This window comes from Metapseudomonas otitidis (assembly GCF_900111835.1).
GTDB classification, from domain to species: Bacteria; Pseudomonadota; Gammaproteobacteria; order Pseudomonadales; family Pseudomonadaceae; genus Metapseudomonas; species Metapseudomonas otitidis.
Window position 1 is genome coordinate 72,742 of the sequence record NZ_FOJP01000006.1, and the last position, 18,944, is coordinate 91,685.

The 18,944-nt window shown below is 68.1% G+C and carries 16 protein-coding genes; 12 read left to right on the forward strand and 4 right to left on the reverse strand.

Annotation, left to right across the window (positions count from 1 at the left end; genetic code table 11):
- Nucleotides 1-134: 134 nt before the first annotated feature.
- The 8 genes from BM198_RS08975 to BM198_RS09010 all read left to right on the forward strand — a co-directional run bounded on the left by BM198_RS08975 (nt 135) and on the right by BM198_RS09010 (nt 8,438).
- Nucleotides 135-1,604, forward strand: a complete 1,470-nt coding sequence (locus BM198_RS08975; RefSeq protein ID WP_074969345.1) for a flavin-containing monooxygenase — start codon at nt 135-137, stop codon at nt 1,602-1,604.
- Nucleotides 1,588-2,532, forward strand: a complete 945-nt coding sequence (locus BM198_RS08980; RefSeq protein WP_074969347.1) for an alpha/beta hydrolase — start codon at nt 1,588-1,590, stop codon at nt 2,530-2,532. The genes BM198_RS08975 and BM198_RS08980 overlap by 17 nt, the downstream gene beginning before the upstream one ends.
- 1 nt (nt 2,533) lies before the next feature.
- Nucleotides 2,534-3,295 carry an SDR family oxidoreductase gene (locus BM198_RS08985; RefSeq protein WP_044400278.1) on the forward strand — a complete coding sequence of 254 codons (762 nt, stop codon included), beginning with the start codon at nt 2,534-2,536 and terminating at the stop codon, nt 3,293-3,295.
- An 87-nt stretch (nt 3,296-3,382) separates the two neighbouring features.
- Entirely contained in the window at nt 3,383-4,099 is a 717-nt protein-coding gene (locus tag BM198_RS08990) for a type 1 glutamine amidotransferase (RefSeq protein ID WP_074969349.1), read from the forward strand.
- Nucleotides 4,100-4,417: 318 nt separating this feature from the next.
- Complete coding sequence (locus BM198_RS08995; protein WP_074969351.1) at nt 4,418-5,827, forward strand: circularly permuted type 2 ATP-grasp protein; 1,410 nt, start codon at nt 4,418-4,420, stop codon at nt 5,825-5,827.
- Nucleotides 5,828-5,829: 2 nt separating this feature from the next.
- Complete coding sequence (locus BM198_RS09000; RefSeq protein WP_044400290.1) at nt 5,830-6,780, forward strand: alpha-E domain-containing protein; 951 nt, start codon at nt 5,830-5,832, stop codon at nt 6,778-6,780.
- On the forward strand, nt 6,777-7,580 hold the full coding sequence (locus BM198_RS09005) for a transglutaminase family protein (protein WP_074969354.1): 804 nt from the start codon (nt 6,777-6,779) through the stop codon (nt 7,578-7,580). Before BM198_RS09000 ends, BM198_RS09005 begins: the two co-directional genes overlap by 4 nt.
- 126 nt (nt 7,581-7,706) lie before the next feature.
- Nucleotides 7,707-8,438 (forward strand): proteasome-type protease, encoded by a 732-nt coding sequence (locus BM198_RS09010; RefSeq protein WP_044400296.1) that lies wholly within the window; start codon nt 7,707-7,709, stop codon nt 8,436-8,438.
- 229 nt (nt 8,439-8,667) lie between these two features.
- Here BM198_RS09010 and putA read toward each other — a convergent pair whose 3' ends face one another.
- Together putA and BM198_RS09020 are read right to left on the reverse strand one after the other, a co-directional pair.
- Entirely contained in the window at nt 8,668-12,642 is a 3,975-nt protein-coding gene (gene putA / locus BM198_RS09015) for a trifunctional transcriptional regulator/proline dehydrogenase/L-glutamate gamma-semialdehyde dehydrogenase (RefSeq protein ID WP_044412702.1), read from the reverse strand.
- A 216-nt stretch (nt 12,643-12,858) separates the two neighbouring features.
- Nucleotides 12,859-13,107 (reverse strand): DUF3820 family protein, encoded by a 249-nt coding sequence (locus BM198_RS09020; RefSeq protein ID WP_044412700.1) that lies wholly within the window; start codon nt 13,105-13,107, stop codon nt 12,859-12,861.
- Between the two features lie 147 nt (nt 13,108-13,254).
- Between BM198_RS09020 and BM198_RS09025 the strand changes: the two genes are divergently transcribed.
- Nucleotides 13,255-14,133, forward strand: coding sequence for a DMT family transporter (locus BM198_RS09025; RefSeq protein ID WP_044412698.1), 879 nt, complete (start codon nt 13,255-13,257; stop codon nt 14,131-14,133).
- On the opposite strand, the gene BM198_RS09030 is transcribed toward BM198_RS09025, so the two are convergent.
- Nucleotides 14,108-14,464 (reverse strand): hypothetical protein, encoded by a 357-nt coding sequence (locus tag BM198_RS09030; RefSeq protein WP_044412697.1) that lies wholly within the window; start codon nt 14,462-14,464, stop codon nt 14,108-14,110. The genes BM198_RS09025 and BM198_RS09030 overlap by 26 nt on opposite strands.
- A gap of 308 nt (nt 14,465-14,772) precedes the next feature.
- Between BM198_RS09030 and BM198_RS09035 the strand changes: the two genes are divergently transcribed.
- A complete protein-coding gene (locus BM198_RS09035) occupies nt 14,773-15,459 on the forward strand; it encodes an endonuclease (RefSeq protein WP_074969356.1) in 687 nt (228 codons plus the stop codon).
- Nucleotides 15,460-15,642: 183 nt separating this feature from the next.
- On the forward strand, nt 15,643-17,778 hold the full coding sequence (locus BM198_RS09040) for a TonB-dependent siderophore receptor (RefSeq protein WP_074969358.1): 2,136 nt from the start codon (nt 15,643-15,645) through the stop codon (nt 17,776-17,778).
- Between the two features lie 45 nt (nt 17,779-17,823).
- On the opposite strand, the gene BM198_RS09045 is transcribed toward BM198_RS09040, so the two are convergent.
- The gene (locus BM198_RS09045; RefSeq protein WP_074969360.1) at nt 17,824-18,216 is read right to left on the reverse strand and encodes a GFA family protein; all 393 of its coding nucleotides are present in this window, start codon (nt 18,214-18,216) and stop codon (nt 17,824-17,826) included.
- A 160-nt stretch (nt 18,217-18,376) separates the two neighbouring features.
- Here BM198_RS09045 and BM198_RS09050 point away from each other — a divergent pair, with 160 nt between their 5' ends.
- Complete coding sequence (locus tag BM198_RS09050; protein ID WP_074969362.1) at nt 18,377-18,868, forward strand: GNAT family N-acetyltransferase; 492 nt, start codon at nt 18,377-18,379, stop codon at nt 18,866-18,868.
- The last annotated feature ends 76 nt before the right edge of the window (nt 18,869-18,944 follow it).

The following is an 18,944-nucleotide window of genomic DNA, read 5'->3' on the forward strand; positions in this document are numbered from 1 at the left end:
GGCTTGAGCAGGTTGTCCGGAACTCACAATCAGGTGTCCGACTATGCCATAACCCGAACCCGGTGGCGGAACTAGGATGCATGCAGCCTCGCGGACAGGACCTGCCGCGCGGTTCCAGCCAACGGGAGATAACAATGACCAACACTTCCCCGAGTGGCGCGCCCCTGCGCGTGCTCATCATTGGCGCCGGTTTCGGTGGCATCGGCCTGGCGATCCAGCTGTTGAAGGCGGGCATCCGCGATTTCCAGATCCTGGAAAAAGGCGATGACGTCGGCGGCACCTGGCGCGACAACAGCTACCCCGGCGCCGCCTGCGACGTGCCTTCGCACCTGTATTCCTACTCCTTCGAGCCCAAGGCCGACTGGTCGCGCAAGTTCGCGCCCCAGGCCGAGATCTTCGCCTACCAGCGCCACTGCGCCGACAAGTACGGCCTGCGACCCCACATCCGCTTCGGCTGTGAAGTAGCCGAGGCGACGTTCGACGAAGGCGACGGCACCTGGCAGGTACGCAGCACCGCTGGCGAGACCTTCCGTGCCCGCGCCCTGGTGAGTGCCTGCGGCCAGCTGAATCGTCCGGCCTGGCCCAAGGTGCCGGGGCTGGAACGCTTCCGGGGTGCGTTATTCCACTCCGCCCGCTGGGACCACGGCTACTCCCTGGAAGGCAAGCGGGTAGCGGTGATCGGCACCGGCGCCAGTGCCATCCAGTTCGTCCCGCAGATCGCCCCCAAGGTCGCCCGGCTGAGCCTGTTCCAGCGCTCGGCGGCCTATGTGATCCACAAGCCCGACCGCGCCTACCGGCCCTGGGAGCTGGCGCTGATGCGTCGCCTGCCGGCGTTGCAGAAGGTCGACCGGCTGCTCAAGTACGTGCAGCACGAGTCACGGGTGCTGGCCTTCTCGGTGTTCCCGCCGCTGATGAAACTGATGCGGGCGCGCTTCCACCGGCACCTCGCGCGCGGCATCGCCGACCCCGTGCTGCGCCAGCGCCTGGTGCCGGACTACCCCCTGGGCTGCAAACGCATCCTCATCTCCAACGACTTCTACCCGGCGCTGGATCGCGACAACGTCGAGGTGGTGGATTGTGGCATCAGCGAAGTCACCGAGGAAGCCGTGATCGCCCGTGACGGCCGGCGCATCGAGGTGGACGCCATCATCCTCGGCACCGGCTTCACCGCCACCGACTTCCTCGCCCCGATGACCCTGCGTGGGCGTGGCGGACGCGACCTTAACGAAGCCTGGCGCGACGGCGCCGAGGCCTTCCTCGGCATCAGCGTCAGCGGCTTCCCCAACCTCTTCATGCTCTACGGGCCGAACACCAACCTCGGGCACAACTCCATCCTCTACATGCTGGAAAGCCAGTTCCGCTATGTGCTCGACGGCATCCGCGCCCTCGATGGCCTGCGCTACCTGGACCTCAAGCCCGACGTGCAGCACCGCTTCAACCAGCGCCTGCAGCAGGCCGTGCGCCACACCGTGTGGGAGCAGGGTTGCCAGAGTTGGTACAAGACCGCCGACGGGCGCAACACCAACAACTGGCCCGGTTTCACCTTCACCTACCGCCGGCAAACCCGCCGCCTGGAGCTGGAACACTATGACTGCGTCCGTTGACTTCACCGCCCCCGCGCCCGGTCAGGCGGCCCTGCGCGGCATCCTGCGGGGTGCCCTGACGCTGCTGTTCCGCGGGTTGATGCGCCCGCCGCTGCCGGTCCCGCTGCAGCGCGCCATTCTGCGCGGGCTCACCGCCAGCACCCTGGCGCCCCGCGGCGTCACCCGCGAGGCGGCGCAGCTCGCCGGCCGACCCTGCGAATGGCACCGCCCACCGGGCGGTGGCGATGCCGTGCTGCTGTACCTGCACGGCGGCGCCTTCATCACCGGCTCGCCCGCCACCCACCGTGCCATCGCCGGCAACCTGGCCAAGCGCGCCGGTATCGACGTCTGCGCGCTGGACTACCGCCTGGCACCGGAACACCCGTTCCCCGCCGGCCGGGATGACGCCGTGGCGGCCTACCAGGCCCTGCTGGAGAGCGGCCATGCCGCCTCGCGCATCGTCATCGGCGGCGACTCCGCCGGCGGCAACCTCACCCTGGTCACCGCCCTGCGCCTGCGCCAGCTCGGCCTGCCGGCACCGGCCGCCCTGGTGTGCTACTCGCCGGTCACCGACCTCAGCGGCAACGCCCTGCACCAGCCACCGGCCGGCGACCCGCTGATCCACCCGAAGTGGATGGAGCTGGCCGCCGACCTCTATTGCCCACCGGGCATGGAGCGCCGGGACCCGGCCCTGTCGCCGCTGTTCGATGATCTCGGGCACCTGCCGCCGCTGCTGGTGCAGGTGGCAGAGGATGAACTGCTGCGCGACGACAGCCTGCGCCTGGTGGCCAGGCTCCGCGAGGCGGGTGGCTGGGTCCGCCTGGAGCGCTACCCCGGGCTCTGGCACGTGTTCCAGGCCCACGCCGGCCTGCTGCGCAGCGCCGATGAGGCCCTGGCGAGCACCGCCGGGTTCATCCGCCACTGGCTCGACCACCCGCAGGAGGGCTGAGATGACCACCCTCCTCATCACCGGCGCAGCCTCCGGCATCGGCGCCGCCACCGCCCGGCTGTTCCACGAGCGCGGCTGGCAGGTGGGCCTGCTGGACCGCGATGCCGAGGCCCTCGCCACCCAGGCCGCGGCCCTTGGCAATGTCTGGCACCGCGCGCTGGACGTGACCGACCTGGGCGCCGTGCAGCAGGCCCTGGCCGACTTCTGCGGGCAGCACGGCGGGCAGCTGCGCCTGCTGTTCAACTGCGCCGGCATCCTGCGCTTCGGCTATTTCGAGCAGATCGACGTGGCCGAGCACGCGCGCATCCTCGCCATCAACGTGCAGGGCGTGGTGCAGATGACCCACGCCGCCTTTCCCTATCTCAAGGCCACGCCGGGCGCGCAGGTCATCAACATGGGGTCGGCGTCGGGGGTCTACGGCACGCCGCACATGGCCAGCTACTCCGCCTCCAAGTTCGCCGTGCGCGGCTTCACCGAGGCGCTGGAACTGGAGTGGCGGCGCCATGGCATCCGCGTCGGCGACCTGATGCCACCGTTCGTGCGCACGCCCATGGTCAGCCGGCAGACCTTCGAGCCGCCGGCCCTGCGTCGCCTCGGCGTCAACCTCCAGGCCGAGGACGTGGCCGAAGCCTGCTGGCAACAGGCCCAGGGCGCGGCCGTGCACCGTCCCATCAGCGTCGCCTTCCGCCTGCTGTACCTGGCCGGGCAGCTCTCGCCGGCCTGGGTCAACCGCTGGGTCATGAAGGTGTTGAGCCGGGAGTGAGCGGGCAGGGCGGAGGGCCGTGACGCCCTCCGTCCCCTCGACCGGGCCGGGGGCTTTGCCTCAGACTCCGCCGACGGAGGCAACCCCATGACCGATATCCTGATCCTCACCCACGCTGATTTCTGTTCCCCCGGCCACCTGGCCACCGTGCTGGAGCGCGAAGGCATCGCCTACAGCGTCCTGCGTGCCGACCATGGCGAGCTGGACGGCATCGACCTCGACCGGCCCCGGGCCGTCGCGGTGATGGGCGGCCCGATGAGCGTCAACGACCCGCTGCCCTGGATCGACACCGAGCTGGCCGCCCTGCGCCATTTCATCGCCCGCGACATCCCCATCATCGGCCACTGCCTGGGCGGCCAGTTGCTGGCCCGTGCCCTGGGCGCCGCCGTGCACCGCATGCCCTACACCGAGATCGGCTGGCAGCCGTTGGAGCAACGCGCCGATGCCCAGGGCAGCCCCTGGACGGCGCACCTGCCGGCGGAGTTCCCGGTCTACCAGTGGCACAGCGACACCTTCGACCTGCCCGAAGGCGCGCGCTGGCTGTTCGACAGCCCCTGGTGCCCCAACCAGGGGTTCTCCTGGGGGGACAAGATCCTCGCCCTGCAGGGGCACCCGGAGATGACCGAGGAGCTGGTACGCCTCTGGCTCACCGACTGGGCCCACCTGCTGGACGAGACCCAGCCCAGCCAGCAACCCCGCCAGGTGATGCTGGATGACCTGCCCCGGCGCGTCGCCGAGCTGAACCAGGTGGCCGAGGGCTTCTACCGCCACTGGCTCGACCTGGCCTTCCCCGAACGCGCCTGATGCCCACGGGGCGGCTCGCCGCCCCGCTCCCTGCGACAGGGTGGCGCAGCCACCTTCCGTCCTCTCCCCGGGCAGCCCGGCGTGCGTGACCTAGACTCCTTTCTGCCGCGCAAAAAGACGGAACGCAGCGGCGATCCCCACCGTCCTAGCTTCAAGCCGCCGCCAAACGGGGCGCGGCGTCCCGATCCGCTCCCAGGGCTGCACCGCTGTGGTGCAGGGAATTTCTGGCCTGGTTGCAACTGCTTGATCGGGAAGGATTTTCGTCGCTGGCACGGCGCTTGCGACGGCTCGGTGGTCGGTAGCGACAAGGAGTCCGGCATGGCCCGCACCTTTTATGACGAGATGTACGACGCGAGCGGCAATTGCCGTCCGCACTACCGGGAGTTCGCCCGCTGGTTGGCCGAAACCCCCGAAGAACTGCTTGCCCAGCGGCGGCGCGAAGCCGACCTGCTGTTCCACCGGGCCGGTATCACCTTCACCCTCTACGGGGACGAGCAGGGCACCGAGCGCCTGATTCCCTTCGACACCATCCCCCGCGCCATCCCCATGAGCGAATGGCGTGTGGTCGAGCGGGGTTGCATCCAGCGCGTCAAGGCGCTGAACCTGTTCCTCGCCGACCTCTACCACGAGCAACGCATCATCAAGGCCGGGATCATCCCCGCCGAGCAGGTGCTGGCCAACGAGGGCTACCAGATCGCCATGCAGGGCCTGGACCTGCACCGCGACATCTACGCCCACATCGCCGGGGTCGACCTGGTGCGCGACGGCGACGGCACCTACTACGTGCTGGAGGACAACCTGCGCACCCCCAGCGGCGTCAGCTACATGCTCGAAGACCGCAAGATGATGATGCGGCTGTTCCCCGAGCTGTTCGCCGCCCAGCGCGTCGCCCCCATCGACCACTACCCGAACCTGCTGCTGGAAACGCTCAAGAGCTCCAGCCCGCTGGACAACCCCAGCGTGGTGGTGCTGACCCCCGGTCGCTTCAACAGCGCCTACTTCGAGCACGCCTTCCTGGCGCGCGAGATGGGCGTCGAGCTGGTGGAAGGCGCCGACCTGTTCGTGCGTGACGACCGCGTGTTCATGCGCACCACCTCCGGCCCGCAGCCGGTGGACGTGATCTACCGCCGCCTGGACGACGCCTTCCTCGATCCCCTGGCCTTCAACCCCGAGTCCATGCTCGGCGTGCCCGGCCTGCTGGCGGCGTACCGTTCGGGCAACGTGGTGCTGGCCAACGCCATCGGCACCGGCGTCGCCGACGACAAGTCGGTGTACCCCTATGTCGGCGACATGATCCGCTTCTACCTCGACGAGGAGCCCATCCTGCGCAACGTGCCCACCTGGCAATGCCGCAAGCCGGAGGAACTGTCCCACGTCCTCGCCCACCTCCCCGAACTGGTGATCAAGGAAACCCAGGGCTCCGGCGGCTACGGCATGCTCGTCGGGCCGGCCGCCACGGCGGCCGAGATCGAGGCGTTCCGCGAGCGCCTCAAGGCCCGTCCCGACGCCTACATCGCCCAGCCCACTCTGTGCCTGTCCACCTGCCCGACCTTCGTCGAGAAGGGCATCGCCCCGCGCCACATCGACCTGCGCCCCTTCGTGCTCTCCGGCCGTGAAACCCGGCTGGTGCCCGGCGGGCTGACCCGGGTGGCGCTGCGCGAGGGCTCCCTGGTCGTCAACTCGTCACAGGGCGGTGGTACCAAGGACACCTGGATCGTGGAGGACTGACCGTGCTGAGCCGTACTGCCTCCGACCTGTACTGGATGTCGCGCTACCTGGAGCGCGCCGAGAACCTCGCCCGCATGCTGGACGTCAGCTACTCGCTGTCGCTGATGCCCCAGGATGGCCGTGGCGACGGGCTGGAAGAACTGGCCATGCCGCTGCTGATCACCGGCACGCTGGACGCCTACCTGACCCGCCACGGGCAGCTGCACGCCGAGCGCATGCTGCACTTCTTCGCCCTCGATGCCGACAACCCGGCCAGCATCTACAGCTGCCTGCGTGCCGCGCGGACCAACGCCCACGCCGTGCGCGGGCGCATCACCGCCGACATGTGGGAGAACATCAACGCCACCTGGCTGGAGATGCGCGGCATCGCCGCCGAAGGCCTCGGCCGCTACGGCATCAAGCGTTTCTGCGACTGGGTGAAGGAGCGTTCCCACCTGTTCCGGGGGGCCACCTTCGGCACCATCATGCGTCACGACGCCTACCGCTTCATTCGCCTGGGCACCTTCATCGAACGGGCCGACAACACCCTGCGCCTGCTCGATGCCCGCTACGAAATGCTCGGCGAGGACGCCGAACAGGTCAGCGACACCTCCGCCCGCGGCTACTACCAGTGGAGTGCGCTGCTGCGGGCGCTGTCCTCCTTCGAGGCCTACAACGAGGTCTACCGGGGCTCCCCGGGCACCCGCCAGGTCTCCGAGCTGCTGCTGCTGCGCCCCGACGTGCCGCGCTCGCTGCGGGCCTGCATGGAGGAGCTGAACCTGATCCTCTCCGGGCTGCCCGGCGAGAACGGCCGCCCGGCCCAGCGGCTCGCCGCCGAGCTGGACGCCCGCCTGCGCTACACGAGCATCGACGAAATCCTCGGTGAGGGCCTGCACGGCTGGCTCACCGACTTCATCCTGCTGGTTCGCCAGCTGGCCAGAGCCATCCACAGTTCCTACCTGGAGGCCGTATGAAACTGTCCATCCGCCACGAAACCACCTATCGCTACGACGACCAGGTTCGCGCGAGCATCCAGTACCTGCGCCTGACCCCCCACGACAGCGAGCGACAGCACGTGCTGAGCTGGGAGCTGGACCTGCCGCGCCCGGTGCGCGCGCAGCTGGACCCGTACGGCAACATCCTCCACGTGCTGACCCTGGACGAGCCCCATGAAGCCATCGTCATCGGTGCCCGTGGCCAGGTGGAGATCGACGAGAGCCGCGAAGCCGAGCACGACCCCCAGTCCGCGCTGCCGTTCCTGCGCAGCACCCGGCTGACCGCAGCGGACGAGGCCCTGCGTGCCTTCGCCCACCAGTGCTGCCCGGCCAACACCGGGCGCGACGGGCTCATCACCCTGATGGAGGCCCTGCACGAACACATGCCCTACAAGGCCGGCGTCACCGCCGTCGACAGCACCGCTGCCGAAGCCTTCGCCGGGCGTGCCGGCGTCTGCCAGGACCACACCCACGCCTTCCTCGCCTGCGCCCGCACCCTCGGTGTGCCGGCGCGCTTCGTCTCCGGCTACCTGTACCGCGACGGCGACAGCCAACTGGTCAGCCATGCCTGGGCGGAGGCCTGGCTGGAGGGGGCTTGGTACAGCTTCGACGTCACCAACCGGTTGTCCCGCCCCGAACGCCACCTGAAGCTGGCGGTGGGGCTGGACTACCTCGACGCCTGCCCCGTGCGCGGGATGCGCCGGGGCGGCGGGGAGCAGATGCACGCGCGGGTCGACCTCGACCCGCCGCCGCTGCTGATGGTCCAGGAACAGCAGTAACGCGGTCCCCCGACGCTCCGCCGCACCCCGGCGTTTGACTGCCCGCCTGCCACCCGGCAGGCCACCAGCCGGGAATGCCGCCCGAACATGGGCAGGGCGGGGCGCCTACAACAACAGGAGCCTGACATGACCTACTGCGTCGCCATGCACCTCGCCGATGGCCTGGTGTTCGTCTCCGATTCCCGCACCAACGCGGGCATCGACCACATCGCCACCTTCCGCAAGCTGTTCACCTTCGGCGTGCCGGGCGAGCGGCTGATCGTGCTGCAGAGCGCCGGCAACCTGGCCACCTCGCAGTCGGTGGTCAACCTGCTCAAGCAGCGCCTGGGCAGCACCCTGGTGAACCTCGACAGCGTGCCGACCCTGTACGACGCCACCGCCTTGGTCGCCGAGACCATCCGCGAGGTGGTGGCCCGGGACGGCGCACCGCTGGCGGGCAACACCGACCTGACCTGCTCCTTTCTCGTCGGCGGGCAGATCGCCGGCCAGCCGCCGGCGCTGTACAGCATCTACCCCCAGGGCAACTTCATTCAGGCCACCGAAGACACCCCCTTCCTGCAACTGGGCGAGAGCAAGTACGGCAAGCCCATCCTCGACCGCAACCTCACCTACCGCACCGGCCTGGAAGAGGCCCTGCGCTGCGCCCTGGTGTCGTTCGACTCCACCATCCGAAGCAACCTCTCCGTCGGCATGCCACTGGACCTCTTGGTCTACCACACCGACAGCCTCATCCACCCGGTGGGCTACCGCGTCACCGAAGACGACGAGTACTACCAGGGCATCCGCCGCGACTGGGCCGCCGGCCTGCACGAACTCCTCAGCCAACTGCCACCGCCGCCGGCGGACTACAACGTCTGATCACGCACCGTGCGTCGATCCTGACGGGCCATCATTGCTTCGGAACTCGGTAGCACGCCAAGAATCCCAGGCAAAAAAAGAGCGACGCTTGTGGCGTCGCTCTCGTGCCCTGGGGGCGGGTGGCGGGACGGGCCGCCGGCTGGGAAGGTGCCCGGCGCAAGGCCGGGAACCGGACGGCCCGGCTTCTTGTGGAAGCGCGGGCCGTTGGGCCGCGAGGCGGCCCGGGGCGTCAGCCGATGGTCATCAGGCTGGCGTTGCCGCCGGCGGCGGCGGTGTTGACGCTGAGGGAGCGTTCGATCAGCAGGCGCTCCAGCGGTACGGCGGTTTCCCCACGGGACAGGCCCTGGACGCCGATGATCGCGCCCTTGCGGGCGGCGACCTGCTGGCAGATCTCGCGCAGCTGATCGGAATCACCGTGGTGCAGCACGGCGTCGAACGCCACGTCCTCGCTCTTCCAATCGGCGACCAGCTGGATGCGCGACTGAACCGCCTTCGGCAGTTTCGCGCGCAGGGCCTTGGTCACTTCGCCGTCCTGCCAGACCACGCGGTTGCCCACCGACAGCGCGCCCGCCAGCTGGACCAGCAGGTCGGCTTCGTCGTCGGCCAGGCCCAGCACGTTCTCGCGGGGCAGCAGCAGGTAAGTGTTGCGCTCGCCGGTCGGGCCGGGGAGGGTGCGGCTCAGGCCGCTCTGGGACAGCTCGGCGAAGCGGTCGCAGAGGCTGGCCAGCTCGCCACGGCCTTCCTTCGCGGCCCACTCCTTGAGGGCGGCCAGCGGTTTGCCCTGGCGCTCTTCCTGGAGCGTGCGCAGACCGGCGTCGGCCTGTTGCTCGTCGAGGCGCTGGAAGGTGCGGGTGACCGCATCGTCCGGGCGGGTGGCGAGCAGGCGGTACATGTACAGCGGGCCGCCGGCTTTCGGGCCGGTGCCGGAGAGGCCTTCACCGCCGAAGGGCTGCACGCCGACCACGGCGCCGACCATGTTGCGGTTGACGTAGAGGTTGCCGGCGTGGGCCTTGTCCACCACCTTGGCGATGGTTTCGTCGATGCGGGTGTGCACGCCCAGGGTCAGGCCGTAGCCGGTGGCGTTGATCTGGTCCAGCAGCTGGTCCAGGTTCTCGCGCTTGTAGCGCAGCACGTGCAGCACCGGGCCGAACACTTCGCGCTCCAGCTCATCCAGGCCTTCCAGTTCGATCAGGGTCGGCATGACGAAGGTGCCGCGGCTCATCACGTCGCCTTCGGTGCGGGCGACCTGGTAGACGTGGCGGCCTTTCTTGCGCATGGCTTCGATGTGGCGGTCGATACCGGCCTTGGCTTCGGCGTCGATCACCGGGCCGATGTCGACGATGATGTTGTCCGGGTTGCCCAGGCGGCATTCGGCCATGGCGCCCTTGAGCATCTCCAGTGCGCGGTCGGCCACGTCTTCCTGCAGGCACAGCACGCGCAGGGCGGAGCAGCGCTGGCCGGCGCTGTCGAAGGCGGAGGCGACCACGTCGTTGACCACCTGCTCCAGCAGGGCGGAGGAGTCGACGATCATGGCGTTCTGGCCGCCGGTCTCGGCGATCAGCGGGATCGGGCGACCCTGGGCGTCCAGGCGGCCGGCGACGTTGCGGGCGAGGATGCCGGCGACTTCGGTGGAGCCGGTGAACATCACGCCTTTGACGCGCTCGTCGTTCACCAGGGCGGCGCCCACGGTGTGGCCTTCACCCGGCAGCAGCTGCACGGCGCCTTCGGGGATGCCGGCCTGCAGCAGGATGCGCACGGCCTGGGCGGCCACCAGCGGGGTCTGCTCGGCGGGCTTGGCCAGCACGGTGTTGCCGGCAGCCAGCGCGGCGACCACCTGGCCGGTGAAGATCGCCAGGGGGAAGTTCCACGGGCTGATGCAGACCACCGGGCCCAGCGGGCGGTGGCTGTCGTTGGCGAAGTCGTGGCGGGCCTGGGCGGCGTAGTAGCGCAGGAAGTCCACGGCCTCGCGCACTTCGGCGATGGCGTTGGCGAAGGTCTTGCCGGCCTCGCGGCACAGCAGGCCCATCAGCGGCTGGATCTCGGCCTCCATCAGGTCGGCGGCGCGGTCCAGGGCGGCGGCGCGCTCCACCGGCGGGGTGGCCTGCCAGATGGGGGCGGCGGTCAGCGAGGCGAGCACGGCGTTGCCGACGTCTTCGAGGCTGGCGTTCTGCACGTGGCCGACGACGTCGCGGCGGTCGGCCGGGTTGAGCACCGGCAGGCTCTCGCCTTCGGAGACCGGGCAGCCCAGCATCGGGCGGGCGCGCCAGTCGGCATGGCCACTGCCGAGCAGGGCGCTGGAGAGGGAGCCCAGGCGGTGCTCGTTGGCCAGGTCGATGCCGCTGGAGTTCACCCGGCCGGCGCCGTACAGGTCACGGGGCAGGGGGATGCGCGGGTGCGGTTTGCCGAGGGTGCCTTCGGCAGCGGCCATGGCTTCGATACTGGCAACCGGGTCTTCCACCAGTTGTTTGATGGAGATGGAGCTGTCGGCGATGCGGTTGACGAACGAGGTGTTGGCGCCGTTTTCCAGCAGGCGACGCACCAGGTAGGCCAGCAGCGTTTCATGGGTGCCCACCGGGGCGTAGATGCGGCAGGGGCGGTTCAGCTTGCCGTCGGCGATCTTGCCCACCACTTGCTCGTACAGCGGTTCGCCCATGCCGTGCAGGCACTGGAACTCGTACTGGCCCGGGTAATAGTTCTGCCCGGCGATGTGGTAGATGGCCGAGAGGGTGTGGGCGTTGTGGGTGGCGAACTGCGGGTAGATGGCGTCCGGCACGGCCAGCAGCTTGCGCGCGCAGGCCACGTAGGACACGTCGGTGTAGACCTTGCGGGTGTAGACCGGGAAGCCTTCCAGGCCGTCGACCTGGGCGCGCTTGATCTCGCTGTCCCAGTAGGCGCCCTTGACCAGGCGAATCATCAGGCGGTGACGGCTGCGGCGGGCCAGGTCGATGACGTAGTCGATCACGTACGGGCAGCGCTTCTGGTACGCCTGGATGACGAAACCGATGCCGTTCCAGCCCTTCAGGCCCGGCTCGAAGCACATGCGCTCCAGCAGGTCGAGGGAGATTTCCAGGCGGTCGGCTTCCTCGGCGTCGATGTTCAGGCCGATGTCGTACTGCTTGGCCAGCAGGGTCAGGGCCAGCACGCGCGGGTACAGCTCGTCCATCACGCGCTCGTACTGGGCGCGGCTGTAGCGCGGGTGCAGGGCGGAGAGCTTGATGGAGATGCCCGGGCCTTCGTAGATGCCGCGACCGTGGGAGGCCTTGCCGATGGAGTGGATGGCCTGCTCGTAGGAGGCGTAGTAGCGCTGGGCGTCCTCTTCGGTCAGCGCGGCTTCGCCGAGCATGTCGTAGGAGTAGCGGAAGCCCTTGGATTCGAACTTGTTGGCGTTGGCCAGGGCCTCGGCGATGGTTTCGCCGGTGACGAACTGCTCGCCCATCAGGCGCATGGCCATGTCCACGCCCTTGCGGATCAGCGGTTCGCCGCTCTTGCCGATGATGCGGTTCAGCGAGCTGGAGAGGCCGGCTTCGTTGTGGGTGGACACCAGCTTGCCGGTGATCAGCAGGCCCCAGGAGGCGGCGTTGACGAACATCGACGGGCTCTGGCCCAGGTGCTGCTGCCAGTTGCCGTTGCTGATCTTGTCGCGGATCAGGGCATCACGGGTGCCCTTGTCCGGGATGCGCAGCAGGGCTTCGGCCAGGCACATCAGCGCCACGCCTTCCTGGGAGGACAGGGAGAACTCCTGCAGCAGGCCCTGCACCAGGCCGGCACGGCCGCCGGCGCTCTTCTGGTTGCGCAGCTTCTCGGCGATGCCGTAGGCGAGCTTGTAGGTGGCTTCGGCCATCTCGGCGGGCAGGCGGGCCTGCTCCAGCAGCATGGGCACCACTTCTTCCTCGGGGCGGCGGTAGGCGGCGGTGATCGCGGCGCGCAGGACCGACTGCGGGAGGATGCTCTCGGCGAATTCGAGGAAGGGCTGGTAGACCGGGTCGAGGAGGGCCTCCACCGCTTCACTGTCGCCCTCGGCCAGGCGCGCGGCGATGCTTTGCAGCTCCGGCAGGGTGGTGCCGCTCTCGAGGGTCTCGAGGTAGCTGTAGATCGCTTGCTTGATCAGCCAGTGGGGCGTGCGGTCGATGCGGCGGGCGGCTTCCTTGAGACGCTCGCGGGTCGCCTCATCGAGTTTCACGCCAAGGGTAGTGGTGGTGGCCATTTCTTGTCCTCGTCAGCTGCCGTGGTCGGCACGGCGGATTGCGGCGCCAAGAGTAGCTGTGCCGAAGTCGGGGTGCAACCAGGTGCAACCTTGATATTTCGCTGTCTCCAGCAAGCCTGGGAAACCCCGCACCGCCTCGGTGCGCGCGGGGTTGCGCGATGCCTGTGGAGGTGCAACCGGTCGTCGGGAAAACGCGGCGAGGGGCGCGTTTCCATACTAGTCCGAGTTGGTTGCACCTGCCTGGGGTCGGCGCCGTTTCTGGCGCAGGGGCTCCAGCAGCGGCTTGAGGCCGTTGTGGTCGATCTCCTGCATCAGGGCCAGCAGGCGGCCGATCTCGCCCTTGGGGAAGCCCTCGCGGGCGAACCAGTTGAGGTAGTGGCCGGGCAGGTCGGCGATCAGGCGGCCCTTGTACTTGCCGTAGGGCATCTCGCGGGTCACCAGCAGCAGGAGGTCTTCGGGGTTCATCGGGCCGGGCGGGGTCGGGGAGGGGCGGCTAGGATAACCCCAGACCGGTCGCGCTGAGTTGAGGTCGGTCGCTCAAGTCGCTATTTTCTGAGCCGCCTCATCATTAGTCTGCTAAACATATCGGCCGCAGACTGCCCGGAACCCCGCATGAGCCCCAGTACCCCATCGCTGCGCCGCGAGGAGCCCTTGAAGGGCATCCTGCTGATCTGCGTGGCGATCTTCCTGTTCTCCAGCCACGACGCCATCTCCAAATACCTGTCGGCCTTCTACCCGATCATCATGGTGGTGTGGGTGCGCTACCTGGTGCACACGCTGCTGTTGGCCGGCTACCTGCTGCCGCAGCAGGGCTTGCGGGTGCTGCGGGCGAAGCGCCCCGGGCTGCAGGTGGCGCGGGCGTTGTGCCTGATCGGGGTGAGCCTGCTGTTCACCACCGGGTTGCGCTACATCCCCCTGGCGGAGGCGACCTCGGTGATCTTCCTGGCGCCGCTGCTGGTCACGGCGTTGTCGGTGCCACTGCTGAAGGAGCGCGTCACCCGCGGGCAATGGGTGGCGGTCCTGCTGGGGCTGGGTGGGGTGCTGCTGATCGTGCGGCCCGGGGGCGCGCTGTTCACCCCGGCGGTGCTCCTGCCGGTTTCGGCTGCGGTGTGCTTCGCCTTCTACCAGTTGCTGACGCGCATCCTCTCGCGCTACGACAGCCCGGCCACCACCAACTTCATAACCGGCCTCACCAACACCCTGATCATGAGCACCCTGGTGCCGTTCTTCTGGAGCCTGCCCACCACCACCGGCCACGGCCTGCTGATGCTGGCCCTGGGCGCCTGCGGCATGGGCGGGCACATGCTGCTGACCCAGGCGTTCCGGTATGCCTCGCCGGCCTTGCTGGCACCGTTCAGCTACGGGCAGATCGTCTTCGCCGGGTTGCTCGGCTACCTGCTCTTCGACCACGCGCCGGATGCCATCGGCGTGGTTGGCATCGCCATCATCGTCGGCAGCGGCCTGTTCACGGCGTACGCCCAGCGGCGCTGAGCTCGTCGGCGGTGCGTGCCAGGGAGCGGCAGGCCTGGGCGTTCTCCACGTAGTCCTTCAGCCAGCGCAGCACCTCCACCGGCTCCCAGCGGGTCGGGTCGAACAGCGCATACACCAGCCCCTGGTAGCCCACCACGTCCAGCGGCCGGTGGTAGCCCGCCCGCTGGAACAGCGCCTCGATCTCCGCCAGGCAGGTGTTGAAGTGCACCCGGGTGAAGGGCGTCTTGCCGTCGGTCACCAGCCCCTCCAGCAGCAGTTCGTCCACCGCTTCGCGTACTTCGGACACCGCCATGCGGTTGACCGTGTACTTCAACTGCATCACGTCGACCATCCCTGTTCTCCTCATCAGTGCAGGCACCGCGCCCCATGGCGGCTTCCAGCCGGCCGGCGTGGTGCAGGGTTGTCCGGACCGCCGGCAACGCGCAGCGGCAGCGGGTGTTTCCGGGAACGGATCATCCCAGGGATTTGTGACAGCGGTTTTGGCAAGGGCATGGGGGCTGAAGGCATCATCGGACGATTCTCATTGAATACTGTATGAATATACATATACTCGTTGAACTCATCCCCTGGCAACAAAACTCCGATGAAGAACCGCTGTCAGTGAGTGCCTCTCCACGCTGTACGGGAATCCCCTGATCCATGATCCGTTTCGTCCTGCTGCTCTCCCTCCTGCTGGCCGGTACCGCCCAGGCCACCGCGCCGCGCACCTTCCAGGAAGCCAAGAAAGCCGCCTGGAAGCTCTACGCTTCCCACCCTGTCGAGTTCTATTGCGGCTGCCGCTACAGCGGCAACAAGGTGGACCTCAAGAGCTGTGGCTACGTCCCGCGGACCAATGCCAAACGCGCCAGCCGCATCGAGTGGGAGCACATCGTCCCGGCCTGGGTCATCGGCCACCAGCGCAAGTGCTGGCAGAACGGCGGCCGCGAGAACTGCGCCCGTCACGATGACGCCTACCGCCGGGCCGAAGCCGACCTGCACAACCTGGTGCCGAGCATCGGCGAGGTGAACGGCGACCGCAGCAACTACGGTTTCGGCTGGCTGCCCCAGGCGCCCAGCCAGTACGGCGCCTGCCCGATGGTGGTGGACTTCAAGGCACGCAAGGCCATGCCGCGCCAGCAGATCCGCGGGATGATCGCGCGCACCTACTTCTACATGAGCGAACGCTACGGCCTGCGCCTGTCCAAGCAGGACCGCCAGCTCTACACCGCCTGGAACAAGCAGTACCCGGTGGAAGCCTGGGAGCGGAACCGCAACCAGCGCGTGGCCTGTGTGATGGGACACGGCAACCACTTCGTGGGGGCGGTGAATTTGAAGGCGTGCAAGTGAGGGCGCGCTGGTCTTTGTCAGCGAGCCACCCTTGAAGGGTTGGGCGGCTCGCTGGTAGCGCCCGGGCAAGAAGATTTTGTAGGACAAGGTATTGTTTGCGAATGATAAAGCTTGTCATTTGTGATAGCGTGCGGCGCATTCCTACAACTACCTTCACCTCGTCTTGCAAGGAACCGCCTTTCGATGCGCCGTACCCTTCTGTCCCTCTGCCTGCTCCAGGCTGCCGCCCCCGCTTTCAGTGCCGAACCACCACTCTCCGCCGACGGCACCGGTTCGCTGGAACTCAATGCCCTGAACATCGATGCCCAGGCTGAAGCATGGGAGCGCGCGGATGGGCCGGTGAAGGGCTACAAGGCGACCCGGTCAGCCAGCGCCACGCGCACCGATACGGCCTTGCATGAAACCCCGCAGTCGGTGACCGTGGTCCCCCGCGACGTGGTCGAGGACACCGGGGCAACGCGCCTGCAGGAGGCGCTGGACTACGCCGGTGGCGTCGGTCGCGCCAATAACTTCGGGGGCCAGGGGCTGACCACCTTTACCGTGCGCGGCTTCACCACCGGCGAGTTCTATCGCAATGGCTTCCCCATCAACCGGGGTTATCCCAATGCGCCGGACGCCAACACCATCGAGCGCCTTGAAGTCCTGCGCGGGCCGGCGTCGAGCCTCTATGGCCGTGGCGATCCGGGCGGCACCTTCAACGTGGTGACCAAGCAGCCCCAGGCCGAGCGCAAGACCACGCTCGGCGCGCAGGTTACCGACCAGGGCCTGTACCGCAGCACCCTGGACACCACTGGCGCATTCGACGAGGAAGGCCGCGTGACCTACCGCCTGAACCTGCTGGGGGAGGGGGGCGACAGCTTCCGCGACAACGTCGAGAGCGAGCGCTACGACGTGGCGCCGGTCATCAGCTGGCAGGCCACCGACGACACGCGCATCACCCTCGAAGCCGACCTGATGCGCAACAACCATCCCCTCGACCGGGGCCTGACCCGCTACCCCAACCAGGCCGGTAACCCCTCTCGCGACACCAATGCCTGGGGCTCGGGCAGTGACAACCGGCTGCACAACGACAACGACATGCTGCAACTGCGCTTCGAGCATGCCCTCAACGCCGACTGGACCCTCGCTGGCGGCGTGCAGGACCTCAACGGCACCCTGCAGGGCAACGCCATCGAAGCCAACGGGCTGCAGGCTGACGGGCGCACCCTGGGGCGCAACTTCAACTACCGCAAGCTGGACTGGAGCGACCGCGACTACCAGCTCAACCTCACTGGCCACTTCGACACCTTCGGCCTGGCACACACCCTGCTGACTGGCGTGGAATACGAGGACTACCACTACAGGTCCATCATCCGCCGCTCCGGCGGTTCGACCGGCGACTACACCGTGGACATCTTCAACCCCGCCACCGGCCAGGCACGTCCGGCACTGACCCGCGTGACCACCCACGACAAGGAAAACCTCACCACCTGGGCGGCGTTCGTCCAGGACCAGGTCGCCCTCACCGAACGCTTCAAGGTGCTGGCGGGCGTACGTGTGGAGCGCTACGAGCACGATTACGACAACCGTCTGCCAGGCAGCCGCGACTGGAGCACGGCGGACACCGCCACCACCCCGCGCCTGGGGGTGATCTACGACCTCACCGATAGCCTGGCGCTGTATGCCAACGCGTCGAAGTCCTTCAAGCCCAACACCGGTGCGAGTCGCCAGGGCGATGGCTTCAATCCTGAGGAAGGCAAGGCCTACGAGGTGGGCCTGAAGTGGGAGTCGCCGGACCAGCAGCTCAGCGTCGACGCGGCCATCTACCACATCGTCAAGCAGAACGTGCTCACCCTCGATCCCCTGGATTCTGCCTTCAGCGTTGCCGCCGGCGAAGTACGCAGCCGTGGCTTCGACCTCAACATCGCCGGCAACCTCACCCCTGAGTGGCGCATGACCGGCGGCTACGCCTTTGTCGATGCCGAGGTGACCCGCGACAACAGCCTGAAGAAGGGTACCCGCCTGGCCAATATCCCGCGCAACAGCTTCAGCCTGCTCAACGTCTACGAGTTCCAGGACGGCGCCGCCAAGGGCCTGGGCCTGGGTGCCGGCGTGCGCTACGTGGACGACCGCGCCGGGCAGACCTCCTCCAGCACCTATGTGATGAAGGGCTATACCGTCGTCGACCTGCTCAGCTTCTACCAACTGACGCCGCAGGTACGTCTGAACCTGGACGTGAAGAACCTGCTCAACGAGGAGTACGAGGAGGGCGCCTTCAACCTCTATGCCTACCCCGGCGCGCCGCGCACCGTACAGGCCGGCATCGCCTACACCTTCTAGCCGCTGCCGTACGCCAGCCGTGCGGAGATGTGGCGGTGCGTGCCGTCAGTCCTCGTAGCGGCTGGTCGGGTCGCGATCCTGGGAGTAGTGCCTGGCCAGTGGGAAGGCCGGCAGCCAGGACTCGCGTCGGATCACCCAGCTCTCGTAGGTCGGCATCAATTGGTCGGGCGCGTCCAGCGCCCCCAGGTTGACCTCCACCTCATCGCCCGAACGGTTGAACACCGATGACCCGCACCGGGGGCAGAAATGCCGGCCTGCGTAGGCGTGGGCGGTCCCTTCGAGGGTCACCGCCGCCTCGGGGAAGATCGCCGAGGCATGGAACAGCGCCCCGTGATGCTTGCGGCAGTCCAGGCAGTGGCACAGCCCGACCCGGTACGGCCGACCCTCCGCCACCAGGCGCAGGTCGCCACACAGGCAGCCTCCGGTGAATCGTTCCATCTCCTACCCTCCTGTTTCATCAGTCCACCTGGGTTCGACCCGTCCTTGTCCCCGGCAGGTTCCATCCCGTCGGGTGTATGGCCTTTCCCACCTCGATCTGTGCCTATGCCATGGCACGCGATGCCCCTAGGATCGGCGCTCAACCAGGGAGGATAGGGCGATGGAAGAGGGTATCGAGGCAAGCGATTTCGGTGGGCTGCAGGTACGGCAGCTGGTACCGGACGACCTGGAACTGATCTGCAGGCACCGCGAGGCGATGTTCCTCGAAGCCGGAGGTGATCCGGCTGCGCTGCGGGTGATGACCGAGCACTTCCGCCCCTGGCTGCGGGTGCGCCTGGAGGACGGCCGCTACTACGGCTTCATGGTGATGGACGAGGGCAGCCCGGCGGCTGGCATCGGCCTGATGAGCATCGACTGGCCACCGCACCCGGCCCACCCGACCCAGGAGCAGCGCGGCTACGTGCTCAACGTTTACGTCGAGCCGGCCTACCGGCGTCGGGGGCTGGCGACGGCGCTGATGAAGCTGGCGGAAGCCGAGTTCGCCCGGCGCGGCCTGGGCTTCGCCGTGCTGCACGCCACCGAGGTCGGCCGCCCGGTGTACCAGGCCCTCGGCTGGGCAGCCACCCGCGAGATGACCAAGACCCTCGGCTGAGGCACTTCCGCACCCTGTGGTTTCCGGCGCGATCATCGCGCTGTCCTGCCAAGCCCCCTCGCTGTCCGCCAATGCC

Coding starts and splice junctions, on each gene's coding strand:
- BM198_RS08975 (WP_074969345.1), top strand. CDS start 135: ATGACCAACACTTCCCCGAGTGGCGCGCCCCTGCGCGTGCTCATCATT.
- BM198_RS08980 (WP_074969347.1), top strand. CDS start 1,588: ATGACTGCGTCCGTTGACTTCACCGCCCCCGCGCCCGGTCAGGCGGCC.
- BM198_RS08985 (WP_044400278.1), top strand. CDS start 2,534: ATGACCACCCTCCTCATCACCGGCGCAGCCTCCGGCATCGGCGCCGCC.
- BM198_RS08990 (WP_074969349.1), top strand. CDS start 3,383: ATGACCGATATCCTGATCCTCACCCACGCTGATTTCTGTTCCCCCGGC.
- BM198_RS08995 (WP_074969351.1), top strand. CDS start 4,418: ATGGCCCGCACCTTTTATGACGAGATGTACGACGCGAGCGGCAATTGC.
- BM198_RS09005 (WP_074969354.1), top strand. CDS start 6,777: ATGAAACTGTCCATCCGCCACGAAACCACCTATCGCTACGACGACCAG.
- BM198_RS09010 (WP_044400296.1), top strand. CDS start 7,707: ATGACCTACTGCGTCGCCATGCACCTCGCCGATGGCCTGGTGTTCGTC.
- putA (WP_044412702.1), bottom strand. CDS start 12,642: ATGGCCACCACCACTACCCTTGGCGTGAAACTCGATGAGGCGACCCGC.
- BM198_RS09020 (WP_044412700.1), bottom strand. CDS start 13,107: ATGAACCCCGAAGACCTCCTGCTGCTGGTGACCCGCGAGATGCCCTAC.
- BM198_RS09025 (WP_044412698.1), top strand. CDS start 13,255: ATGAGCCCCAGTACCCCATCGCTGCGCCGCGAGGAGCCCTTGAAGGGC.
- BM198_RS09030 (WP_044412697.1), bottom strand. CDS start 14,464: ATGGTCGACGTGATGCAGTTGAAGTACACGGTCAACCGCATGGCGGTG.
- BM198_RS09035 (WP_074969356.1), top strand. CDS start 14,773: ATGATCCGTTTCGTCCTGCTGCTCTCCCTCCTGCTGGCCGGTACCGCC.
- BM198_RS09040 (WP_074969358.1), top strand. CDS start 15,643: ATGCGCCGTACCCTTCTGTCCCTCTGCCTGCTCCAGGCTGCCGCCCCC.
- BM198_RS09045 (WP_074969360.1), bottom strand. CDS start 18,216: ATGGAACGATTCACCGGAGGCTGCCTGTGTGGCGACCTGCGCCTGGTG.
- BM198_RS09050 (WP_074969362.1), top strand. CDS start 18,377: ATGGAAGAGGGTATCGAGGCAAGCGATTTCGGTGGGCTGCAGGTACGG.